The following is a 22580-nucleotide window of genomic DNA, read 5'->3' on the forward strand; positions in this document are numbered from 1 at the left end:
CGTGGAAAGCGAGGCAAGCACCGATGCCCGAGCAGTCCGAGCAGAGCCCGCTCGACCTGACCGAAGGCGACCCCTTCGGCCCGCACAACCTTCCGTACGGCGTCTTCAGCACCGCCGACGAGCCCGGCCGCCGCCGGCTCGGTGTCCGCATCGGCGACCACGTCCTGGACGCGGGGGCGGCGGCGCACGCGCTGGGCTCCCCGTACGCGGCGCTGCTGGCACAGCCGAGCCTGAACCCGCTGCTCGCGGCCGGCCGCACCGCCTGGCGCGACGTCCGCCGGGCGCTCACCGCCTGGGTGACCGTTCCCGCCCACCGCCCGGACATAGAGCCGCTGCTGCACCCCCTGTCCGCCGTGACCCTCCACCTGCCGTACGAGGTGGCGGACTACGTCGACTTCTACGCGTCCGAGCACCACGCCACCAACGTCGGCCGGATCTTCCGCCCGGACGGCGAGCCGCTCACGCCGAACTGGAAGCACCTGCCGATCGGCTACCACGGCCGCTCCGGCACGGTCGTGGTCTCCGGCACCGACATCGTGCGCCCCTCGGGCCAGCGCAAGGCCCCCGCCGACCCGGCGCCCGTCTTCGGCCCGTCGGTGAAGCTCGACATCGAGGCCGAGGTCGGCTTCCTGGTCGGCACCCCCTCCGCCCTCGGCCAGCGAGTCCCCCTGACCGCCTTCCCCGACCACGTCTTCGGCCTGACCCTCCTCAACGACTGGTCGGCGCGCGACATCCAGGCGTGGGAGTACGTCCCGCTCGGCCCGTTCCTCGGCAAGTCCTTCGCGACCTCCGTGTCGGCCTGGGTGACGCCGCTGGAGGCCCTGGACGCCGCCCGCGTCTCGCCGCCGGACCGCGACTTCGCCCTCCTGCCGTACCTGGACGACAGCTCCGAGGAGGAGCCGGGCGGCTTCGACCTCCGTATCACCGTACGGATCAACGGGGAGATCGTCTCCGAGCCGCCGTTCTCGACCATGTACTGGACGGCGGCGCAGCAGCTGGCTCATATGACGGTCAACGGCGCCTCGCTGCGTACGGGCGACCTCTTCGGCTCCGGCACGGTCAGCGGCCCGGAGGTCCACCAGCGCGGCTCGCTGCTCGAACTCACCTGGAACGGCCAGGAGCCGCTCGAACTGTCCGACGGCAAGCGGACGTTCCTGGAGGACGGCGACGAGGTCACGCTCACGGCCTGGGCCCCGGGCCCGGACGGCACCAAGGTGGGCCTCGGTGAGGTGACGGGCCGGATCGTTCCCGCCCCCTGACCCGCGGACGGCGTACGGCGCGGACGGGGAACCGTTCCGGCGCCGTACGCCGTACGCCGTACGCCGCGCGCCGCCGCCGCCCCGCGAGCGTCAGCCGAACGGCCCGCCGGACGTGCGCCGCGGCGCACCCCACCCCAAGCTGACCAGTGGGCAGCGGGGGGAGCCCACCCGTACTCCCCCACCCCTGGAGCAGCCGCATGCACCCCCGCCCGCTCATATCCGCGCTCGCCCTCACGGCCCTCGCCTCCCTCGCCCTGGGCATCGCCCCGGCCGCCCCGGCGCCCGGCGCCGGCGACGACACGGTCCGGGCGGACCTGCTGAAGGCGTACCGCGCGACGGTGAAGTACCAGTCCGTGGAGCGTGCCGTCGCCGACGGCTACAAGCCCATGCGCGGCTGCATCTCCCGGCCGGAGGGCGGTATGGGCTACCACTACGTCAACAAGGCCCGTAACAACTCCACCGACCCGGCGAAGCCGTCCGCGCTGATGTACGAGGACACCGAGAACGGCAAGCGGCTGACCGGCATCGAGTTCTTCGTCGAGGACCGCGACCAGAAGGTCGCGACGGACGACGACCGCCCGACCATGTTCGGGCAGCCCTTCCTGGGTCCGTCGCCCGGCGTCGAACCGGGTGTACCGGTCCACTACGACTTGCATGTCTGGCTGTACAAGCACAACCCCAAAGGCATGTTCACGGAGTGGAACCCGACCGTGCGCTGCCCCGAGGGCGAGTAGCCGGCACACACGCGTGCGGCGGGGCGCCCCATGGCACCCCGCCGTACGCTCAGCCGGTTTCCGTCAGCGGACGAAGACCCCCGCCTGCCCCGCGAGATCGAGGAAGTACTGCGGCGCCACTCCCAGCATGAGGGTCACGGCGACGCCGACCCCGATCGTCGTCATCGTCAGCGGCGACGGTACGGCGACCGTCGGCCCCTCCGGCTTCGGTTCGCTGAAGAACATCAGCACGATGACCCGGATGTAGAAGAACGCGGCGATGGCGGACGAGATGACACCGACCACCACCAGCGCCCCGGCGCCGCCCTCCGCCGCCGCCTTGAAGACGGCGAACTTGCCCGAGAACCCGGAGGTCAGCGGGATGCCGGCGAAGGCCAGCAGGAACACCGCGAAGACGGCCGCGACGAGCGGTGAACGCCGCCCGAGCCCGGCCCATTTGGACAGGTGCGTCGCCTCACCGCCCGCGTCCCGCACCAGCGTGACGACCGCGAACGCCCCGATCGTCACGAACGAGTACGCGCCCAGGTAGAAGAGCACCGATGAGACGCCGTCGGGCGTCGCCGCGATGACACCGGCGAGGATGAACCCGGCGTGGGCGATCGACGAGTAGGCGAGCAGCCGCTTGACGTCGGTCTGGGTGATCGCGACGATCGCACCGCCCAGCATGGTGACGATGGCGACGGCCCACAGGACCGGCCTCCAGTCCCAGGTCAGCCCGGGCACCACCACGTACAGCAGCCGCAGCATCGCGCCGAACGCCGCGACCTTCGTGGCGGCCGCCATGAAGCCGGTGACCGGCGTCGGGGCGCCCTGGTAGACGTCCGGGGTCCACATGTGGAACGGCACCGCGCCGACCTTGAACAGCAGCCCCATCAGCACCATCGCGAAGCCGATGAGCAGCAGCACGTCGTTGCCCATGGTCTGGGCGAGCGCCGGGGTGACGCCGGTGACCGACCCGTCGACCACGTCGGCGATCCGCGCGTACGACACGGAGCCGGCGTACCCGTACAGCAGCGCGATGCCGAACAGCAGGAACGCCGACGAGAAGGCGCCCAGCAGGAAGTACTTGACCGCTGCTTCCTGCGACATCAGCCGCTTGCGGCGGGCGACGGCGCACAGCAGGTACAGCGGCAGTGAGAAGACCTCCAGCGCGATGAAGAGCGTCAGCAGGTCGTTGGCCGCCGGGAAGACGAGCATGCCGCCCACGGCGAACAGCACCAGCGGGAAGACCTCGGTCGTGGTGAACCCCGCCTTGGCGGCGGCCTTCTCGTGGTCGCTGCCGGGTACGGCGGCGGCTTCGGCGGCGAACGAGTCGACCCGGTGCCCGTGGTGGGCGGGGTCGAGCCGCCGCTCGGCGAAGGTGAAGACGGCGACGATCGAGGCCAGCAGGATGGTGCCCTGCAGGAACAGCGCGGGCCCGTCGACCGCGATGGCGCCCATCGCGGCGATGCCCGCCTTGGTGGTGGCATGGCCACCGGCCGCGAGGGCGACCACCGCCGCGAAGGCGGCGGCGAGTGCCACGACGGTCAGGAAGACCTGCGCGTAGTAGCGGGCGCGGCGCGGGACGAGGGCCTCCAGCAGGATGCCGACCACGGCGGCGCCCACCACGATCAGCGTGGGTGCCAGCTGGGCGTACTCGATGACCGGCGCCCCGATCTTGTCGACGGCGGCCGGCTCGGCGGCCGTCGTCCACAGGCTGTGGACAGCGGATGTACTCACTTGGCTGCCTCCACCTCGGGCCGGGGGTCCTTCTGCTGTACGTCGGACATGGTGTGCCGCACGGCCGGGTCGACGATCTCGGTCAGCGGCTTGGGGTAGACGCCCAGGAAGAGCAGCAGGGCGATCAGCGGGGCGACCACGGCCAGTTCACGCACCTTGAGGTCGGGCATCGCCCGCACCTCCTCCTTCACCGGCCCGGTCATGGTCCGCTGGTAGAGCACCAGCGTGTAGAGCGCGGCGAGCACGATGCCGAACGTGGCGATGATCCCGGCCACCGGATACCGCGCGAACGTGCCGACCAGGACCAGGAACTCGCTGACGAACGGCGCCAGGCCCGGCAGCGACAGCGTGGCCAGGCCGCCCACCAGGAACGTCCCCGCGAGCACCGGTGCGACTTTCTGCACACCGCCGTAATCGGCGATGAGCCGCGACCCGCGCCGCGAGATCAGGAACCCGGCCACCAGCATCAGCGCGGCCGTCGAGATCCCGTGGTTGACCATGTACAGGGTGGCCCCGGACTGGCCCTGGCTGGTCATCGCGAAGATGCCCATGATGATGAAGCCGAAGTGGGAGATCGACGCATACGCGACCAGCCGCTTGATGTCCCGCTGGCCGACCGCGAGCAGCGCCCCGTACACGATGCTGATCAGCGCCAGCACGATGATCGCGGGCGTGGCCCACTTCGACGCCTCCGGGAAGAGCTGGAGGCAGAAGCGCAGCATCGCGAACGTGCCGACCTTGTCGACGACCGCCGTGATGAGCACGGCGACCGGCGCGGTCGCCTCGCCCATCGCGTTGGGCAGCCAGGTGTGCAGCGGCCACAGCGGGGCCTTCACCGCGAAGGCGAAGAAGAACCCGAGGAACAGCAGCCGTTCCGTGTTGGTCGCCATCTCCAGCTCGCCGCTCGCCCGCGCCGCGGCGATCTCCGTCAAGGAGAAGTTCCCGGCGACGACATACAGCCCGATGACGGCGGCCAGCATGATGAGCCCGCCGACCAGGTTGTAGAGCAGGAACTTGACCGCGGCGTACGACCGCTGGGCCGCCGCGTTCTCGTCGGTGCCCGCGTGGGCCCGGTCCCCGAAGCCGCCGATGAGGAAGTACATCGGGATGAGCATGGCTTCGAAGAGGATGTAGAAGAGGAAGACGTCGGTGGCCTCGAAGGAGAGGATCACCATCGCCTCGACCATCAGGATCAGGGCGAAGAAGCCCTGCGTGGGCCGCCACCTCTTGGACTTGGTCTCCAGGGGGTCGGCGTCGTGCCAGCCGGCCAGGATGATGAACGGGATCAGCAGGGCGGTGAGCGCGATGAGCGCCACCCCGATGCCGTCCACGCCCAGCTCGTACCGCACCCCGAAGTCCTTGATCCAGGCGTGCGATTCGGTGAGCTGGTAGCGGTCGCCGCCGGGCTCGAAGCGGATGGCCACGAGGGCGGCCAGGACCAGCGTGCCCAGGGAGACCAGCAGCGCCAGCCACTTGGCGGCCGTGCGGCGCGCGGCCGGGACGGCGGCGGTGAGGATCGCGCCGACGGCCGGTACGGCAGCCGTCGCGGTCAGGAGGGGAAAGCCCGCGTTCACGACATCGGACATGGTGCTCACACTCCCCTCATCAGCAGGGTCGCGGCGATCAGCACCGCCGTACCTCCGAACATCGAGACCGCGTAGGAGCGGGCGAAGCCGTTCTGCAACAGGCGCAGCCGGCCGGACAGTCCACCGACGGAGGCGGCGGTGCCGTTGACCACCCCGTCGACCAGGGTGTGGTCCATGTAGACCAGCGAGCGGGTGAGGTGCTCTCCGCCGCGGACCAGGACGATGTGGTTGAAGTCGTCCTGGAGCAGGTCGCGCCGGGCGGCGCGGGTGAGCAGTGAGCCGCGCGGGGCGACGACCGGCACGGGCCGGCGGCCGTACTGCGCGTACGCGGTGCCGACGCCGATCAGCAGGACGACGACCGTGGACGCGGTGACCGCGCCCGCGCTGATCGGCGGGTGCCCGTGCTCGAACTCGGTGACGGGCTTCAGCCAGTTGACGAACGCGCTGTTCAGCGAGAAGAGCGCACCCGCGAAGACCGACCCGAAGGCAAGCAGGATCATCGGGATCGTCATGGACTTCGGGGACTCGTGCGGGTGCGGCATCTCGCCGGGGTGGACCTCGATGCCCGGCTCGACGCTGGGGGCGGTGTCCGGGTCGGGGGCGGGCTGCCAGCGCTTCTCGCCGAAGAACGTCATGATCATCACGCGGGTCATGTAGTACGCGGTGATGCCCGCGCCCAGCAGGGCGACCCCGCCGAGGATCCAGCCCTCGGTGCCGCCCTTGGCGAAGGCGGCCTCGATGATCTTGTCCTTGGACCAGAACCCGGAGAGCCCGGGGAAACCGATGATCGCCAGGTACCCGAGCCCGAAGGTCACGAAGGTCACCGGCATGTACTTCCGGAGCCCGCCGTACTTCCTCATGTCGACCTCGTCGTTCATGCCGTGCATGACCGACCCGGCGCCGAGGAACAGCCCGGCCTTGAAGAAGCCGTGCGTCACCAGGTGCATGATCGCGAAGGCGTACCCGATCGGGCCGAGCCCGGCCGCCAGGATCATGTAGCCGATCTGCGACATCGTCGAACCGGCCAGCGCCTTCTTGATGTCGTCCTTGGCACAACCGACGATCGCACCGAAGAGGAGCGTGACCGCGCCGACCACCACGACCGCCAGCTGCGCGTCCGGCGCGGCGTTGAAGATCGCGCCCGAGCGGGTGATCAGGTACACCCCGGCGGTCACCATCGTGGCGGCGTGGATCAGGGCCGAGACCGGGGTCGGGCCCTCCATCGCGTCACCGAGCCAGGACTGCAGCGGCACCTGCGCCGACTTGCCGCACGCGGCGAGCAGCAGCATCAGCCCGATGACCGTCAGCATCCCCTCGGACGTCTCGCCCGTCGCCGAGAGCACCGGCCCGAAGGTGAAGGTCCCGAAGGTGGTGAACATCAGCATGATGGCGATGGACAGGCCCATGTCGCCGACCCGGTTGACCAGGAAGGCCTTCTTCGCGGCGGTGGCCGCGCTGGGCTTGTGCTGCCAGAAACCGATCAGCAGGTAGGACGCCAGGCCGACGCCCTCCCAGCCGAAGTACAACAGCAGGTAGTTGTCGGCCAGGACCAGCAGCAGCATCGCCGCGAGGAACAGGTTCAGGTAGCCGAAGAAACGGCGCCTGCGCTCGTCGTGCGCCATGTACCCGATCGAGTACACATGGATGAGCGTGCCGACACCGGTGATGAGCAGGACGAACGTCATCGACAACTGGTCGAGCTGGAAGGCGATGTCCGCCCGGAAGCTCTCCACCGGCACCCAGCTGAACAGGTGCTGGTGCAGCGCCCGTTCCTCGGTGCCCTTGCCCAGCATGTCGAAGAAGAGCACCGCCCCGATGGCGAAGGAAGCGGCGGCGAGCAGGGTGCCGAGCCAGTGCCCGGCCCGGTCCAGCCGACGGCCGCCGCACAGCAGGACGGCCGCTCCCAGCAGAGGCGCCGCGACGAGCAGCGCGATCAGATTCTCCACGATTCAGCGACCCCTTACAGCTTCATCAGGCTGGCGTCGTCGACCGAGGCCGAGTGGCGGGAACGGAACAGCGACACGATGATCGCGAGCCCGACCACGACCTCCGCGGCGGCGACGACCATCGTGAAGAAGGCGATGATCTGGCCGTCGAGATTGCCGTGCATACGGGAGAAGGCGACGAGCGCGAGGTTGCAGGCGTTGAGCATCAGCTCGACGCACATGAACACCACGATCGCGTTCCGCCGGATCAGCACCCCGGCCGCACCGATCGTGAACAACAGGGCGGCCAGGTACAGGTAGTTGACCGGATTCACTGCGCGTTCTCCTCCTCACGGTCCGAGGCCTCGTGGCCGCGCCCCAGGCGCTCCTCCGCGCGCTGCTCCAGCGCCTTGAGGTCCTCCAGCGCCTGCCGCGACACATCGCGGATCTGGCCGCGCGCCCGCAGCGTCTTGCTGACGGTGAGCTCGGACGGCGTGCCGTCGGGCAGCAGGCCCGCGATGTCCACCGCGTTGTGCCGGGCGTAGACCCCGGGCGCGGGCAGCGGCGGCAGGTGCTTGCCCTCCCGTACGCGCTGCTCGGACAGTTCCCGCTGGGTACGGGCCGGCTCGGTGCGCTCGCGGTGCGTCAGCACCATCGCGCCGACGGCGGCGGTGATCAGCAGCGCGCCGGTGATCTCGAAGGCGAAGACGTACGTGGTGAACAGGAGCGCCGCGATGCCCTCCACATTGCCCCCGGCGTTCGCCGTGCCGAGGCCGTCGAAGGTGTCCAGCGAGGCCCTGCCCAGCCCGGCGACGAGGAGGATGCCGAAGCCGAGCCCGCAGGCGGCGGCCAGCCAGCGCTGCCCCTTGATGGTCTCCTTCAGCGAGTCGGCGGCGGTGACGCCGACGAGCATGACGACGAAGAGGAAGAGCATCATGATGGCGCCGGTGTAGACGATGATCTGCACGACACCCAGGAAGTACGCCCCGTTGGCGAGGTAGAACACCGCCAGGATGATCATCGTCGCGGCCAGGCTCAGCGCACTGTGCACCGCCTTCTTCATCAGGATCGTGCCCAGCGCGCCGACGACGGCGATGGTGCCGAGCACCCAGAACTGCACGGCCTCACCCGTGGACGTGGTGGAGGCGGCCAGCGTGGTGGCGAGTGCGCTCATGCCCCGATCACCTTCTTCGCGGCGGGCTCGCCCTCACCGAAGTCCGAGGCACCCTCCTGCGGCTTCTGGTCCTTGCTCACGTCCGCCTGCTGGACCGTGCCGGGCGCGGCCTCGGTGACCAGACCCCGGTAGTAGTCCTGCTCCGTCATGCCCGGGAAGATGGCGTGGGGCGTGTCGACCATGCCCTCGTCCAGGCCCGCGAGGAGCTGCTCCTTCGTATAGATCAGGTTCTCGCGGGAGCTGTCGGCCAGTTCGAACTCGTTCGTCATCGTCAGCGCCCGGGTCGGGCAGGCCTCGATGCACAGTCCGCACAGGATGCAGCGGGCGTAGTTGATCTGGTAGACGCGGCCGTACCGCTCACCCGGCGAGTAGCGCTCCTCTTCTGTGTTGTCCGCGCCCTCCACGTAGATGGCGTCGGCCGGGCAGGCCCAGGCGCACAGCTCGCAGCCGACGCACTTCTCCAGGCCGTCCGGGTGCCGGTTGAGCTGGTGCCGGCCATGGAAGCGCGGCGCCGTCGTCTTCTGCTGCTCCGGGTACTGCTCGGTCAGCCGCTTCTTGAACATGGCCTTGAAGGTCACGCCGAAGCCGGCCACCGGATTCTGGAAGTTGCTGTCAGACACCGTCGACCTCCTTTCCGTCACTGTCAGTATTGCTTCCACCACTGACAATCAACTCGCGCTCGGAGCGCGGCCGTCGCCGGGGCACCGGCGGCAGGGTCTGACCGGGCAGCGGCGGTACCGGGAACCCGCCGGCCATCGGGTCGAACTCGGCGGGCGGAGCGGCCGCCTCCGCCTCCTGCTTGGCCTTCTTGTCGCGGAAGATGTCGACGACGAAGGAGAGCAGCAGCACCGCGATGACCGCGCCCGCGACGTACAGCACGATCTCCTGGAAGTCGTAGTTCTCGTTCCGCAGCGCCCGCACGGTGGCGACCAGCATCAGCCAGACGACCGAGACGGGAATGAGGACCTTCCAGCCGAGCTTCATCAGCTGGTCGTAGCGGACGCGTGGCAGCGTGCCGCGCAGCCAGATGAAGAAGAACAGCAGCAGCTGGACCTTGACGACGAACCAGAGCATCGGCCACCAGCCGTGGTTCGCGCCCTCCCAGAAGGCGGAGATCGGGTACGGGGCCCGCCAGCCGCCGAGGAAGAGCGTCACCGACACCGCCGAGACGGTCACCATGTTCACGTACTCGGCGAGCATGAACATCGCGAACTTGATGGAGCTGTACTCGGTGTTGAATCCGCCGACCAGGTCGCCCTCGGACTCGGGCATGTCGAACGGGGCGCGGTTGGTCTCTCCGACCATCGTGACGATGTAGATGATGAAGGAGACCGGCAGCAGGATGATGTACCAGCGGTCCGCCTGTGCCTCGACGATCGCCGAGGTCGACATGGACCCGGAGTAGAGGAAGACGGACGCGAAGGCGGCGCCCATCGCGATCTCGTAACTGATCATCTGCGCGCACGACCGCAGGCCGCCGAGGAGCGGGTACGTCGACCCGGACGACCAGCCGGCCAGCACGATGCCGTAGATGCCGACGGAGGCGACCGCGAGGATGTAGAGCATCGCGATCGGCAGGTCCGTCAGCTGCATCGTGGTGCGCTGACCGAAGATCGACACCTCGTTGCCGGCCGGGCCGAAGGGGATCACCGCGATCGCCATGAACGCGGGGATGGCGGCGACGATCGGGGCGAGGATGTAGACGACCTTGTCGGCCCGCTTGACGACCACGTCCTCCTTCAGCATCAGTTTGATGCCGTCCGCGAGGGACTGGAGGAGGCCCCAGGGGCCGTGCCGGTTGGGGCCGATACGCAGCTGCATCCAGGCGACGACCTTGCGCTCCCACACGATGGAGAAGAGCACGGTGATCATCAGGAAGGCGAAGCAGAAGACCGCCTTGATCGCCACGAGCCACCAGGGGTCGCGGCCGAACATGGACAGGTCTTCCGCCGCCAGGGTGTACGGGATCATGCCTCCACCTCCGTGGGGGCCGCGGAGTTCGGGGTCGTCGGGGAAAGGCGGACCAGCCGGCCGGGGGCCGTGCCCATGGCCGACAGGACGCCGCCCGGGGTGGAGTTGAGCGGCAGCCAGACCACCCGGTCGGGCATGTCGGTCACCTTCAGCGGCAGTTCGACGGAGCCCGCCGGGCCGGTCACCGACAGCGGGTCGCCGTCCTTGACGCCCGTCTCCGCGGCCGTGGCCGCCGACAGGCGGGCCACCGAGGCGTGGCGGGTGCCCGCCAGGGCCTCGTCGCCCTCCTGGAGGAGGCCCAGGTCCAGCAGCATCCGGTGGCCGGCCAGCACCGCCTCGCCCTCGCCCGCGCGGGGCAGCGGTACGGCAGTCTCCACCGGGTCGCCCGCCCGTGTCCCGTCCCACGCGCCGAGCCGGTCCATCTCGCGGCGTACGGCCTTCACGTCCGGCAAGGCGAAAGGCACGTCCATGGCATCGGCCAGCATGTGCAGCACCCGCGCGTCCGCCGGGGCGAGCGTTCGCGTCATGTGCTCCGGCTTCAGCGCGGCCTCGAACATCCGCACCCTGCCCTCCCAGTTGAGGAAGGTGCCGGGCTTCTCGGCGACCGCGGCCACCGGCAGGACCACGTCCGCCCGGTCGGTGACCTCGCCGGGCCGCAGCTCCAGCGACACCACGAACGCCGCGTCCAGGGCTTCACGCGCGCGTGCCACATCCGGCAGGTCGGCGACCTCGACGCCCGCGACGAGCAGGGCGCCCAGCTCGCCGGTGGCCGCGGCCTCCACGATCTGGCCCGTGTCGCGCCCGTACCGGTGCGGCAGCTCCCGTACGCCCCAGGCGGCGGCGACCTCGTCACGCGCGCGTGGATCGGTCGCGGGCCGCCCGCCCGGCAGCAGCGAGGGGATCGCGCCCGCCCACACCGCGCCGCGCTCACCGGCCCGGCGCGGGATCCACACCAGCTCCGCCCCCGTCGCCGCCGCGGCGCGCACAGCCGCGGTCAGCGCGCCCGGCACTCCCGCCAGCCGCTCACCGACCACGATGACCGCGCCGGGCTCCCGCAGCGCCTGCGCGGCCACGGACCCGTCCGCGTCCAGCCCCGTCCCGGAGGCCAGCGCGTCCAGCCACTCGGCCTCCGTCCCGGGCGCGGCCGGCAGCAGCGTGCCGCCCGCCTTCTGAAGGCCCCGGGTGGCGAACGCGGTCAGCGCGTACGTCCGCTGGCCCCGCTTGCGCCACGCCTTGCGCAGCCGCAGGAAGACGCCCGGCGCCTCCTCCTCCGCCTCCAGCCCGACGAGCAGCACCGCCGGGGCCTTCTCCAGGGAGGTGTACGTGACCCCGGCACCGTCCAGGTCCCGTCCCCGCCCCGCCACCCGGGCGGCCAGGAAGTCGGCCTCCTCGCTGCTGTGCACCCGGGCCCGGAAGTCGATGTCGTTGGTGTCCAGGGCGACCCGGGCGAACTTGGCGTACGCGTACGCGTCCTCCACCGTCAGCCGCCCGCCGGTCAGGACGCCCGTGCGGCCCTTCACCAGCCCGCGTGCCGCCGCCTCCAGGGCCTCCGGCCAGGACGCCGGCTCCAGCTCGCCCGTCTCGGAGCTGCGCACCAGCGGTGTCGTGAGCCGGTCACGCTGCTGCGCGTACCGGAACGCGAACCGTCCCTTGTCGCACAGCCACTCCTCGTTGACCTCCGGGTCGTTCATCGCGAGCCGCCGCATCACCTTGCCGCGCCGGTGGTCGGTCCGTGTGGCGCAGCCGCCCGCGCAGTGCTCGCACACGCTCGGCGACGACACCAGGTCGAAGGGACGGGAGCGGAACCGGTACGCCGCCGACGTCAGCGCGCCGACCGGGCAGATCTGGATGGTGTTGCCGGAGAAGTACGACTCGAACGGGTCACCCTCCCCCGTACCGACCTGCTGGAGCGCGCCGCGTTCGAGCAGCTCGATCATCGGGTCGCCCGCGACCTGGTTGGAGAACCGGGTGCAGCGGGCGCACAGCACGCACCGCTCACGGTCGAGCAGCACCTGCGTGGAGATCGGCACCGGCTTGGCGAACGTCCGCTTCTTCCCCTCGAAGCGGGACTCGGCCTGGCCGTGCGACATGGCCTGGTTCTGGAGCGGGCACTCGCCGCCCTTGTCGCAGACCGGGCAGTCCAGCGGGTGGTTGATGAGCAGCAGCTCCATCACCCCCACTTGGGCCTTCTCGGCGACGGGCGAGGTGAGCTGCGACTTGACGACCATGCCGTCGGTGCAGGTGATGGTGCAGGACGCCATCGGTTTGCGCTGGCCCTCGACCTCGACGATGCACTGCCGGCAGGCGCCGGCCGGGTCGAGCAGCGGGTGGTCGCAGAACCGGGGGATCTCGATGCCGAGCTGTTCGGCGGCGCGGATGACCAGCGTCCCCTTGGGGACGGAGATCTCGATCCCGTCGATGGTCAGAGTGACCAGGTCCTCGGGTGGGACGGCCGCGCTGCCGCCCCCGGCGGGGCCGGATGCCATGACGGTCACGCCGTCACCTCCACGTGGTTGTCCGCCCAGGCGGTCGACTTGGCCGGGTCGAAGGGACAGCCCTTGCCCGTGATGTGCTGCTCGTACTCCCCGCGGAAGTACGTCAGCGACGAGAAGATCGGCGAGGCGGCGCCGTCACCGAGGGCGCAGAACGACTTGCCGTTGATGTTGTCGGCGATGTCGTTCAGCTTGTCGAGGTCGCTCAGCGTGCCCTTGCCGGCCTCGATGTCACGCAGCAACTGCACCAGCCAGTACGTTCCTTCACGGCAGGGCGTGCACTTGCCGCACGACTCGTGGGCGTAGAACTCGGTCCACCGGGTGACCGCCCGCACCACGCACGTCGTCTCGTCGAAGCACTGCAGCGCCTTGGTGCCGAGCATCGAGCCGGCCGCGCCGACGCCCTCGTAGTCGAGGGGGACGTCGAGGTGCTCGTCGGTGAACATCGGGGTCGACGAGCCGCCGGGCGTCCAGAACTTCAGCCGGTGGCCGGACCGCATGCCGCCGCTCATGTCGAGCAGTTGCCGCAGGGTGATGCCGAGCGGCGCCTCGTACTGGCCGGGCGAGGCGACATGGCCGCTGAGCGAGTAGAGCGTGAAGCCGGGGGACTTCTCACTGCCCATCGACCGGAACCAGTCCTTGCCCCGGTTCAGGATCGCGGGAACCGAGGCGATCGACTCGACGTTGTTCACCACAGTGGGGCACGCGTACAGACCGGCGACCGCGGGGAAGGGGGGACGCAGCCGGGGCTGGCCGCGGCGGCCTTCGAGCGAGTCGAGCAGCGCGGTCTCCTCACCGCAGATGTACGCGCCGGCGCCGGCGTGCACGGTGAGTTCGAGGTCGAGTCCGCTGCCGAGGATGTCCGTGCCGAGGTAGCCCGCCGCGTACGCCTCACGCACGGCCTCGTGCAGCCTGCGCAGTACGGGAACGACTTCGCCGCGCAGATAGATGAAGGCGTGGTTCGACCTGATCGCGTAGCACGCGATCACGATCCCCTCGATGAGGGAATGCGGGTTGGCGAAGAGGAGCGGGATGTCCTTGCAGGTCCCGGGCTCCGACTCGTCGGCGTTGACAACAAGATAGTGCGGCTTGCCGTCGCCCTGGGGGATGAACTGCCACTTCATCCCGGTGGGGAAGCCCGCGCCGCCTCGGCCGCGCAGACCGGAGTCCTTGACGTACGCGATGAGGTCGTCGGGCGTCATGGCGAGGGCCTTCTTCAGCCCCTCGTACCCCTCGTGCCGCTTGTAGGTCTCCAGCGTCCAGGAGTTCGGCTGGTCCCAGAACGCGGACAGGACCGGTGCGAGCAGCTTCTCCGGGCTGGTCATCTCGGGTGCCAACGTCATCACTCCCCCTCCTCGGTGACCGGGCCGGACGGGTGCTCGGGGTCCGAGGCCGACGTCGGCTGCGGCGCGTCGTGCGAGCTGAGATGCCCCGAGCCGGGTGTGGGCTCGTCCTGCGGAGCCTCACCGCGCGGGTGGACCACACGGGCGCCCGGCACGGCCTCGCCCTTGGCGAGCTTCAGGCCGATCAGGGAGGCGGGCCCTGCGCCGCCGGTCGCCTCGACCGCGCCGGGGCGCTCGTCGGGGAAGCCGGCCAGGATGCGGGCGGTCTCCTTGTACGTGCACAGGGGCGCGCCGCGGGTCGGCTCGACAGGGCGGCCCGCGCGCAGGTCGTCGACGAGGCGCTTGGCGGACTCGGGCGTCTGGTTGTCGAAGAACTCCCAGTTGACCATCACCACGGGCGCGAAGTCGCAGGCCGCGTTGCACTCGATGTGTTCGAGGGTGACCTTGCCGTCCGGCGTCGTCTCGTTGTTGCCGACACCGAGGTGCTCCTGGAGCTCCTCGAAGATCGCGTCGCCGCCCATGACCGCGCACAGGGTGTTGGTGCACACCCCGACCTGGTAGTCGCCGCTCGGCTTGCGCCGGTACATGGTGTAGAAGGTCGCGACGGCGGTGACCTCGGCGGTGGTGAGGCCCAGCATGTCGGCGCAGAACCGCATGCCGGTCCGGGTCACGTACCCCTCCTCCGACTGCACCAGGTGGAGCAGCGGCAGCAGCGCGGACCGGCTGTCGGGGTAGCGGGCGATGACCTCCCGGGCGTCGGCTTCGAGCCGGGCGCGCACATCGGCCGGGTAATCGGGGGCGGGGAGCTGCGGCATCCCCAAGCTGACGTCTGTCATTACCGGTCGACGCCTCCCATCACGGGGTCGATGGACGCGACGGCGACGATGACGTCGGCGACCTGGCCGCCCTCGCACATCGCCGCCATGGCCTGGAGGTTGGTGAACGACGGGTCGCGGAAGTGGACCCGGTAGGGGCGGGTGCCGCCGTCGCTCACGACATGGACACCCAGCTCGCCCTTGGGCGACTCGACCGCCGTGTAGGTCTGGCCGGGCGGCACCCGGAAGCCCTCCGTCACCAGCTTGAAGTGGTGGATCAGGGCCTCCATGGAGGTGCCCATGATCTTCTTGATGTGGTCGAGGGAGTTGCCGAGCCCGTCCGGGCCGAGGGCCAGCTGCGCGGGCCAGGCGATCTTCTTGTCGGCGACCATCACCGGGCCCGGTGCCAGCCGCTCCAGGCACTGCTCGACGATCCGCAGCGACTGGCGCATCTCCTCCAGCCGGATGAGGAAGCGGCCGTAGGCGTCGCAGGTGTCGGCGGTCGGGACGTCGAAGTCGTACGTCTCGTAGCCGCAGTACGGGTCGGTCTTGCGCAGGTCGTGCGGGAGGCCGGCGGAGCGCAGGATGGGGCCGGTGGCGCCGAGGGCCATGCAGCCGGCCAGGTCCAGGTAGCCGATGTCCTGCATGCGGGCCTTGAAGATGGGGTTGCCGGTGGCGAGCTTGTCGTACTCCGGCAGGTTCTTCTTCATCGTCTTCACGAACTCGCGAAGCTGGTCGATGGCGCCGGGCGGCAGGTCCTGGGCGAGGCCGCCGGGGCGGATGAACGCGTGGTTCATCCGCAGCCCGGTGATCAGTTCGTACAGGTCCAGGATCATCTCGCGGTCCCGGAAGCCGTAGATCATGATCGTGGTGGCGCCCAGCTCCATGCCGCCGGTGGCGATGCACACCAGGTGGGAGGAGAGCCGGTTGAGCTCCATCAGCAGGACGCGGATGACCGTGGCCCGGTCGGGGATCTGGTCCTCGATGCCGAGGAGCTTCTCCACGCCCAGGCAGTACGCCGCCTCGTTGAAGAACGGCGTCAGGTAATCCATGCGCGTGACGAAGGTGGTGCCCTGCGTCCAGGTCCGGTATTCGAGGTTCTTCTCGATGCCGGTGTGGAGGTAGCCGATGCCGCAGCGGGCCTCGGTGACGGTCTCGCCGTCGATCTCCAGGATGAGCCGGAGCACGCCGTGGGTGGACGGGTGCTGGGGACCCATGTTGACGACGATCCGCTCGTCGTCGGCCTTGGCCGCGGACTGGACGACCTCGTCCCAGTCGCCGCCGGTGACCGTGTAGACGGTGCCCTCGGTGGTCTCGCGGGCGCTGGCAGATGGAGTGGTCACGAGTACGACCTCCGCTGGTCCGGAGCCGGGATCTGGGCGCCCTTGTACTCGACGGGGATGCCGCCGAGGGGGTAGTCCTTGCGCTGCGGGTAGCCCTGCCAGTCGTCCGGCATCATGATCCGGGTCAGGGCGGGGTGGCCGTCGAAGATCAGGCCGAAGAAGTCGTACGTCTCGCGCTCGTGCCAGTCGTTGGTCGGGTAGACCGCGACGAGCGACGGGACGTGCGGGTCGGTGTCCGGGGCGGAGACCTCCAGCCGGATCAGCCGGCCGTGGGTGAGCGAGCGCAGGTGGTACACCGCGTGCAGCTCGCGTCCCTTGTCGCCCAGGTAGTGGACGCCGCTGACGCCCGTACACAGCTCGAAGCGCAGGGCCGGGTCGTCGCGCAGGGTGCGGGCGACGCGCACGAGGTGCTCGCGGGCGATGTGGAAGGTCAGCTCGCCGCGGTCGACGACCGTCTTCTCGATGGCGTTCTCGGGGACGAGCCCCTGCTCCTCCAGGGCGCCTTCGAGCTCGTCGGCGACCTCGTCGAACCAGCCACCGTACGGACGGGTGGCCGGCCCCGGCAGGCGTACGGAGCGGACCAGGCCGCCGTAGCCGGAGGTGTCGCCGCCGTTGTTCGCGCCGAACATGCCGCGCTGGACGCGCACCTCCTCGCCGCTGTCACCGCGCTGCCCGGGCAGGTTCTGCGCGCTGAGGTCCTTCTCGGGATTCGGCTGATCGGTCACCTCAGCAGCCCCTTCATCTCGATCGTGGGCAGCGCCTTGAGCGCGGCCTGTTCCGCCTCGCGGGCCGCTTCCTGGGCGTTGACGCCGAGCTTGGAGCTCTGGATCTTCTGGTGGAGCTTGAGGATCGCGTCCATCAGCATCTCCGGACGCGGCGGGCAGCCCGGCAAATAGATGTCAACGGGAACAATGTGGTCGACGCCCTGCACAATCGCGTAATTGTTGAACATCCCACCCGACGAGGCGCAAACCCCCATCGAGATCACCCACTTGGGGTTGGGCATCTGGTCGTAGACCTGGCGCAGGACGGGCGCCATCTTCTGGCTCACCCGGCCCGCCACGATCATCAGGTCGGCCTGGCGCGGTGAGCCGCGGAAGACCTCCATACCGAAGCGCGCCAGGTCGTACCGCCCGGCGCCGGTCGTCATCATCTCGATGGCGCAGCAGGCGAGGCCGAAGGTCGCGGGGAAGACGGACGCCTTGCGCACCCAGCCCGCGGCCTGTTCGACGGTCGTCAGCAGAAAACCGCTCGGCAGCTTCTCTTCGAGTCCCATTGGTGCCCCTCAGCCCCTCAGTCCCATTCCAGGCCGCCGCGCCGCCATACATACGCGTAGGCGACGAAGACGGTGAGCACGAAGAGCAGCATCTCCACGAGCCCGAAAAGCCCCAGGGCGTCGAAGCTGACGGCCCAGGGGTAGAGGAAGACGATCTCGATGTCGAAGACGATGAAGAGCATCGCCGTCAGGTAGTACTTGATGGGGAAGCGGCCCCCTCCGGCCGGAGTGGGCGTCGGCTCGATACCGCACTCGTATGCCTCAAGCTTCGCCCGGTTGTACCTCTTTGGGCCGATAAGCGTGGCCATGACCACGGAGAAGATCGCAAACCCTGCCCCGAGGGCGCCGAGCACGAGGATGGGCGCGTAGGCATTCACGCTCCTCGCTCCTTCCAGTCGTCCTTGACCGATGGACCGCACCGGGCACCGTCTCGCCGCCTCGCGAAGATCGTGTACATGTGAGGCAGTTCACAAGCCCGACTGCTTCGCATCCTATGCCCGTCGATCTGTGATCTGCGACACGGGGTACAGCAACGCCTTTGTGATCTCCACCACCCGACGAAGGATCACGAATTCCGGGGCGGAGTGATTTTCATACGGCGTGTGGTCGGACACTTACAACCCGTGACATTCCAGGAGGTTGCGGCTGGTCAGACGGGCTGCGCCCTATCAAGGGGTGGTCACTACAGGCAAATTCGCCCCGGACTCACTCGGGTGATAGAGAGCCCCGCTTCACTCGCCCGAGGGGCCCGCCAGGACCGAAGTGGACACGTGCGCGCTTTCACGATCTTCCGGGCATCCGCGACGGTGACCATTCTGTGACCTGCGTCACGCCGCCACCGGGCCGGCGAAAGCGGGCTTGGCCACCGGAGTGAAGGAGTGGTAAGCGCGCGGCAATTCGGGCGTTTCACGGAAAACCCATGATCACGGCCGTGATCACCACAGTCCACAATGTCCGTTACGGCGTCAATAAGGGGCACACGGAAGCGGATTCACCCAATCCGCGCGCAACTGTGGCGCAACACACGTTTCTTGAAGGGAACCGTGAAGCCCTGATAGCGGTTGTACTCATGTCCCACACCGCTCACATACCCAGCCACCGGAAGCCCCGCCGCAGCGCTTCGAAGCTCTCGCTGCGAGCCGGAGTTGCCGGTGGCGTCCTCAGCACCATCGCGGTGGCCGGTGCTGCCGGGCCGGCGAATGCCGAGCCGGTGACCGAGACCATCGAGATGCCCACCCTCAACGCGGACCTGTCCGCGGACCTGTCGAGCGCCGTCGCCGCCTCCGCCGAGGCGACCCAGCAGGTGGCTCTCGACGAGGAGCTGCAGGCTCAGGAGGACGCCGCGGCCGCCAAGGCCGCGAAGGAGGCCAAGAAGGCCAAGGCCGAGGCGGAGCGCAAGGCGGAGGCCGAGGAGGCCCGGCGCAAGGCCGAGGCGAAGGCCGAGGCCGCCGAGCGTGCCTCCCGCTCCTCCGAGCGCACCACGCTGTCCGCGTCCGTCGGCTCCTCCGACGACAACGACGGCGGCGGCTCCTCCTACGACTCCTCCCAGGCGACCGGGTCCGCCGCGGCGATCGTGGCCTTCGCCCGCGCCCAGGTCGGCGACGCGTACGTCATGGGCAGCACCGGCCCCAACTCCTGGGACTGCTCCGGGCTCGTCCAGGCCGCCTACCGCCAGGCCGGCATCGAGCTCCCGCGCGTCTCCGGCGACCAGTCCAGCCGCGGCACCTCCGTCTCGCTGGACAACCTCCAGCCGGGCGACATCCTCTACTGGGGCAGCCGGAGCAACTCGTACCACGTGGCGATCTACGTGGGCGGCGGCATGTTCGTCGGCGCGCAGAACCCCAGCACGGGTGTCGTCGAGCGCTCCCTCGACTACGACATGCCGTCGGGCGCGGTCCGCGTGCTCTGAGGCGTACGCACACGGCTCGAAGGGCCGTCGCTCCCCCGCTCGGGGAGGGAGCGACGGCCCTTCGGCGTCCGCCCGCCCAGCAGGACATGCGCGGCGACGCCCGCGAGCAGGCCCCAGAACGGCGAGCCGATCCCGGCGATCGTCACGCCCGACGCGGTCGCCAGGAACGTGATGACGGAGGCCTCCCGGTCGCGTTCGTCGGCGACCGTACGCGCCAGGCTGCCCGCGATCGAGCCGAGCAGCGCCACCCCGGCGAGCGTGGCGACCAGCGCCTTCGGCAGTCCGGTGAACAGCGCGACCAGCGTGGCGCCGAAGCAGCCGACCACCAGGTACCCCACCCCGCACGCCACCCCGGCGATCCAGCGCTTGGCCGGGTCCCGGTGCGCGTCCGGCCCGGTGCAGATGGCCGCCGTGATGGCCGCCGGGTTGACCGCGTGCGACCCGAACGGCGCCAGCAGCACCGACACCAGACCCGTCGTCCCGCACACCACCCGGCTGTCCGGCCGGTACCCGGCGGCGTTCAGCACCGCGATGCCCGGCGCGTACTGCCCCGCCAGGGTCGCCACCAGCAGCGGTACGCCGATCCCGACGAGCGCCCCGACCGAGAACTGAGGCAGTGTGAAATGGGGGACAGCCAACCCCAATCCGGGCAGATCGACCCGCAGGCCCCCGGTCACCCCCGCCACCGCCAGCCCGGCCACGAGCGCCCACACCACCGCGTACGTCGGTGCCAGGCGCCGCGCCAGCAGATACGCCAGCAGCATCGCGCCGGCCAGCAGCGGAGCGGTACGCAGCGAGGTGAAGACGGCCGTGCCGAAGGAGAACAGCGTCCCGGCGAGCATCGCCGCGACCACGCCCGCCGGGATGCGGGCCATCACCCGCGCGAACACCCCGGTCGCCGTGAGCGCCGTGGCCGCGACGCCCGCCGCCAGGAACGCGCCGACGGCCTCGGCGTAGCCGTGCTGGGGCAGGGCGGTGACCAGGATCGCCGCGCCGGGCGTGGAGAACGCGGTGATGACCGGGGCGCGGCTCCACCAGCTCAAGCCCACGCAGGTGACGCCCGCGCCGATCGACACGGCCCACACCCAGGACGACGCCTGCGCCTCCGACAACCCGGCGGCCGACGCGGCGGCCAGGACGAGGGCGAGCGGCCCCGCGTACGAGACCACCATGGCGACCGTCCCGGCGGTCACCGCCGTCAGGGGCAGGGCTCCACCAGTGCGTATCGGTCCACGGGCTTCTCGGATCATGCGCTCATCGTGCCGTACCCGGATCAGCGCCCACGGAACGCGTCCACCAAGCGGGCGCCCCGTAACCGCCGAACACGCTTGTCGTTACCCCAGCGCCCCCAAGCCTCCAAGCCTCCAGGAGGATCCATGCACCCCACAGCACGCCGCGCCGGCGTCCTGGCCGCACTGACCATCGCCACCTTGGCCACCACCGCGGGAACGGCCACCGCGGGCGGTATCGGAGACTTCCTCTCCCCTGCGTTCGGCACCCTCTGCGCCAACAGCGGCGGCCCCCACGCCCAGGGCGCCGCCACCAACGCGGGAGGCGGCGCCGGAGGCAACATCGCCGGACTCCCCGTCGGAAGCCCGATGAACCAGTGCGGCGGAGCGGATCTGTCCATTCCGGTCGGGCAAGGGTTCAGTCCGTATGTGCCGCTGCAGACGCCACTGAAGTTCCCCCTGGGCTCATAGCCCGGCTCAGATCACGAACGCGGGGCGACCTTCGACAGGCCGTTGATGATGCGGTCCATCGCGTCGCCGCCCGTCGGGTCGGTCAGGTTCGCCAGCATCTTCAGCGTGAACTTCATCAGCAGCGGGTGGGTCAGGCCGCGCTGGGTCGCGATCTTCATGACCTTCGGGTTGCCGATCAGCTTCACGAACGCGCGGCCCAGCGTGTAGTAGCCGCCGTAGGTGTCCTTGAGGATCTTCGGGTAGCGGTGCAGCGCCAGTTCGCGCTGCGCCGGGGTCCGGCGGGCGTGGGCCTGGACGATGACGTCGGCGGCGATCTGCCCGGACTCCATGGCGTACGCGATGCCCTCGCCGTTGAACGGGTTGACCAGGCCGCCCGCGTCACCGACCAGCAGCAGGCCGCGCGTGTAGTGCGGCTGGCGGTTGAAGGCCATGGGCAGGGCGGCGCCGCGGATCGGGCCGGTCATGTTCTCGGGGACGTACCCCCAGTCCTCCGGCATGGAGGCGCACCAGGCCTTCAGCACCTCGCGCCAGTCCAGCTCCTTGAAGGAGTCGGAGGTGTTGAGGACGCCGAGGCCGACGTTGGACGTGCCGTCGCCCATGCCGAAGATCCAGCCGTAGCCGGGCAGCAGCCGGTCCTCGCCCGGTCCGCGCCGGTCCCACAGCTCCAGCCAGGACTCCAGGTAGTCGTCCTCGTGGCGGGGAGAGGTGAAGTACGTGCGGACCGCGACGCCCATCGGCCGATCCTCGCGCCGGTGCAGGCCCATGGCGAGGGACAGGCGCGTGGAGTTGCCGTCGGCGGCGACGACGAGCGGCGCGTGGAAGGTGACCGGCGTCTTGTCCTCGCCCAGCTTGGCGTGCACGCCGGTGATCCGGCCGGTGCGGTCGTCGACGATCGGGGCGCCGACGTTGCACCGCTCGTACAGCCGCGCCCCCGCCTTCTGCGCCTGGCGGGCGAGCTGCTCGTCGAAGTCGTCGCGCTTGCGGACCAGTCCGTAGTCCGGGTACGAGGCGAGCTCCGGCCAGTCGAGCTGGAGGCGGACCCCGCCACCGATGATGCGCAGCCCCTTGTTGCGCAGCCAGCCCGCCTCTTCGGAGATGTCGATGCCCATCGCCACGAGCTGCTTGGTGGCGCGGGGGGTGAGGCCGTCACCGCAGACCTTCTCGCGCGGGAACGCGGTCTTCTCCAGGAGCAGGACGTCCAGGCCGGCCTTGGCGAGGTGGTACGCGGTCGTCGAACCGGCCGGACCGGCCCCGACGACGATCACATCCGCGGTGTGTTCGGAGAGGGGCTGCTGCTCGGTCACGGCGGGGTCTCCCGAATACTCGAAATTGCG

At 70.0% G+C, this 22580-nt stretch carries 20 protein-coding genes; 4 read left to right on the plus strand and 16 right to left on the minus strand.

Annotation, left to right across the window (positions count from 1 at the left end):
* Positions 1 to 23: 23 nt before the first annotated feature.
* Positions 24 to 1259, plus strand: coding sequence for a fumarylacetoacetase (gene fahA, locus BKD26_RS12720; RefSeq protein WP_084897928.1), 1236 nt, complete (start codon positions 24 to 26; stop codon positions 1257 to 1259).
* A gap of 197 nt (positions 1260 to 1456) precedes the next feature.
* Complete coding sequence (locus tag BKD26_RS12725; protein WP_084897929.1) at positions 1457 to 1993, plus strand: hypothetical protein; 537 nt, start codon at positions 1457 to 1459, stop codon at positions 1991 to 1993.
* A 63-nt stretch (positions 1994 to 2056) separates the two neighbouring features.
* Here BKD26_RS12725 and nuoN read toward each other — a convergent pair whose 3' ends face one another.
* The 14 genes from nuoN to BKD26_RS12795 are packed head-to-tail and all read right to left on the minus strand — an operon-like array spanning position 2057 to position 18014.
* Positions 2057 to 3712, minus strand: a complete 1656-nt coding sequence (nuoN, locus tag BKD26_RS12730; protein ID WP_084897930.1) for an NADH-quinone oxidoreductase subunit NuoN — start codon at positions 3710 to 3712, stop codon at positions 2057 to 2059.
* A complete protein-coding gene (locus BKD26_RS12735) occupies positions 3709 to 5298 on the minus strand; it encodes an NADH-quinone oxidoreductase subunit M (RefSeq protein ID WP_084898017.1) in 1590 nt (529 codons plus the stop codon). Before BKD26_RS12735 ends, nuoN begins: the two co-directional genes overlap by 4 nt.
* A gap of 5 nt (positions 5299 to 5303) precedes the next feature.
* Positions 5304 to 7244, minus strand: a complete 1941-nt coding sequence (gene nuoL, locus BKD26_RS12740) for an NADH-quinone oxidoreductase subunit L (RefSeq protein ID WP_084897931.1) — start codon at positions 7242 to 7244, stop codon at positions 5304 to 5306.
* Positions 7245 to 7258: 14 nt separating this feature from the next.
* The gene (nuoK, locus tag BKD26_RS12745) at positions 7259 to 7558 is read right to left on the minus strand and encodes an NADH-quinone oxidoreductase subunit NuoK (RefSeq protein WP_064070011.1); all 300 of its coding nucleotides are present in this window, start codon (positions 7556 to 7558) and stop codon (positions 7259 to 7261) included.
* Entirely contained in the window at positions 7555 to 8397 is an 843-nt protein-coding gene (locus BKD26_RS12750) for an NADH-quinone oxidoreductase subunit J (protein ID WP_084897932.1), read from the minus strand. The genes nuoK and BKD26_RS12750 overlap by 4 nt, the downstream gene beginning before the upstream one ends.
* Positions 8394 to 9017 (minus strand): NADH-quinone oxidoreductase subunit NuoI, encoded by a 624-nt coding sequence (gene nuoI, locus BKD26_RS12755; RefSeq protein WP_084897933.1) that lies wholly within the window; start codon positions 9015 to 9017, stop codon positions 8394 to 8396. The genes BKD26_RS12750 and nuoI overlap by 4 nt, the downstream gene beginning before the upstream one ends.
* Positions 9010 to 10368, minus strand: a complete 1359-nt coding sequence (nuoH, locus tag BKD26_RS12760; protein WP_084897934.1) for an NADH-quinone oxidoreductase subunit NuoH — start codon at positions 10366 to 10368, stop codon at positions 9010 to 9012. The genes nuoI and nuoH overlap by 8 nt, the downstream gene beginning before the upstream one ends.
* Positions 10365 to 12863: an NADH-quinone oxidoreductase subunit G gene (locus tag BKD26_RS12765; RefSeq protein WP_084897935.1), complete on the minus strand. Its 2499-nt coding sequence runs from the start codon at positions 12861 to 12863 to the stop codon at positions 10365 to 10367. The genes nuoH and BKD26_RS12765 overlap by 4 nt, the downstream gene beginning before the upstream one ends.
* Entirely contained in the window at positions 12860 to 14203 is a 1344-nt protein-coding gene (gene nuoF, locus BKD26_RS12770; RefSeq protein WP_084897936.1) for an NADH-quinone oxidoreductase subunit NuoF, read from the minus strand. Before nuoF ends, BKD26_RS12765 begins: the two co-directional genes overlap by 4 nt.
* Positions 14203 to 15018: an NADH-quinone oxidoreductase subunit NuoE gene (nuoE, locus tag BKD26_RS12775; protein WP_107417832.1), complete on the minus strand. Its 816-nt coding sequence runs from the start codon at positions 15016 to 15018 to the stop codon at positions 14203 to 14205. The genes nuoF and nuoE overlap by 1 nt, the downstream gene beginning before the upstream one ends.
* 20 nt (positions 15019 to 15038) lie before the next feature.
* Positions 15039 to 16361, minus strand: coding sequence for an NADH-quinone oxidoreductase subunit D (locus BKD26_RS12780; RefSeq protein ID WP_084897938.1), 1323 nt, complete (start codon positions 16359 to 16361; stop codon positions 15039 to 15041).
* Positions 16358 to 17086: an NADH-quinone oxidoreductase subunit C gene (locus tag BKD26_RS12785; protein ID WP_084897939.1), complete on the minus strand. Its 729-nt coding sequence runs from the start codon at positions 17084 to 17086 to the stop codon at positions 16358 to 16360. Before BKD26_RS12785 ends, BKD26_RS12780 begins: the two co-directional genes overlap by 4 nt.
* Positions 17083 to 17637, minus strand: a complete 555-nt coding sequence (locus BKD26_RS12790; protein ID WP_073753330.1) for an NADH-quinone oxidoreductase subunit B — start codon at positions 17635 to 17637, stop codon at positions 17083 to 17085. The genes BKD26_RS12785 and BKD26_RS12790 overlap by 4 nt, the downstream gene beginning before the upstream one ends.
* 17 nt (positions 17638 to 17654) lie before the next feature.
* Entirely contained in the window at positions 17655 to 18014 is a 360-nt protein-coding gene (locus BKD26_RS12795; protein ID WP_003956195.1) for an NADH-quinone oxidoreductase subunit A, read from the minus strand.
* A 692-nt stretch (positions 18015 to 18706) separates the two neighbouring features.
* Between BKD26_RS12795 and BKD26_RS12800 the strand changes: the two genes are divergently transcribed.
* Positions 18707 to 19546, plus strand: a complete 840-nt coding sequence (locus tag BKD26_RS12800; protein ID WP_084897940.1) for a C40 family peptidase — start codon at positions 18707 to 18709, stop codon at positions 19544 to 19546.
* On the opposite strand, the gene BKD26_RS12805 is transcribed toward BKD26_RS12800, so the two are convergent.
* Positions 19510 to 20796 carry a benzoate/H(+) symporter BenE family transporter gene (locus BKD26_RS12805; protein WP_084897941.1) on the minus strand — a complete coding sequence of 429 codons (1287 nt, stop codon included), beginning with the start codon at positions 20794 to 20796 and terminating at the stop codon, positions 19510 to 19512. The genes BKD26_RS12800 and BKD26_RS12805 overlap by 37 nt on opposite strands.
* A gap of 126 nt (positions 20797 to 20922) precedes the next feature.
* On the opposite strand from BKD26_RS12805, the gene BKD26_RS12810 reads away from it, so the two are divergent.
* A complete protein-coding gene (locus BKD26_RS12810; RefSeq protein ID WP_084897942.1) occupies positions 20923 to 21246 on the plus strand; it encodes a hypothetical protein in 324 nt (107 codons plus the stop codon).
* An 11-nt stretch (positions 21247 to 21257) separates the two neighbouring features.
* On the opposite strand, the gene BKD26_RS12815 is transcribed toward BKD26_RS12810, so the two are convergent.
* Positions 21258 to 22550, minus strand: a complete 1293-nt coding sequence (locus tag BKD26_RS12815; RefSeq protein ID WP_084897943.1) for a geranylgeranyl reductase family protein — start codon at positions 22548 to 22550, stop codon at positions 21258 to 21260.
* Positions 22551 to 22580: the final 30 nt, after the last annotated feature.

The organism is Streptomyces sp. CB03238, from assembly GCF_002099185.1.
In the GTDB taxonomy this organism is placed as follows: Bacteria; Actinomycetota; Actinomycetes; order Streptomycetales; family Streptomycetaceae; genus Streptomyces.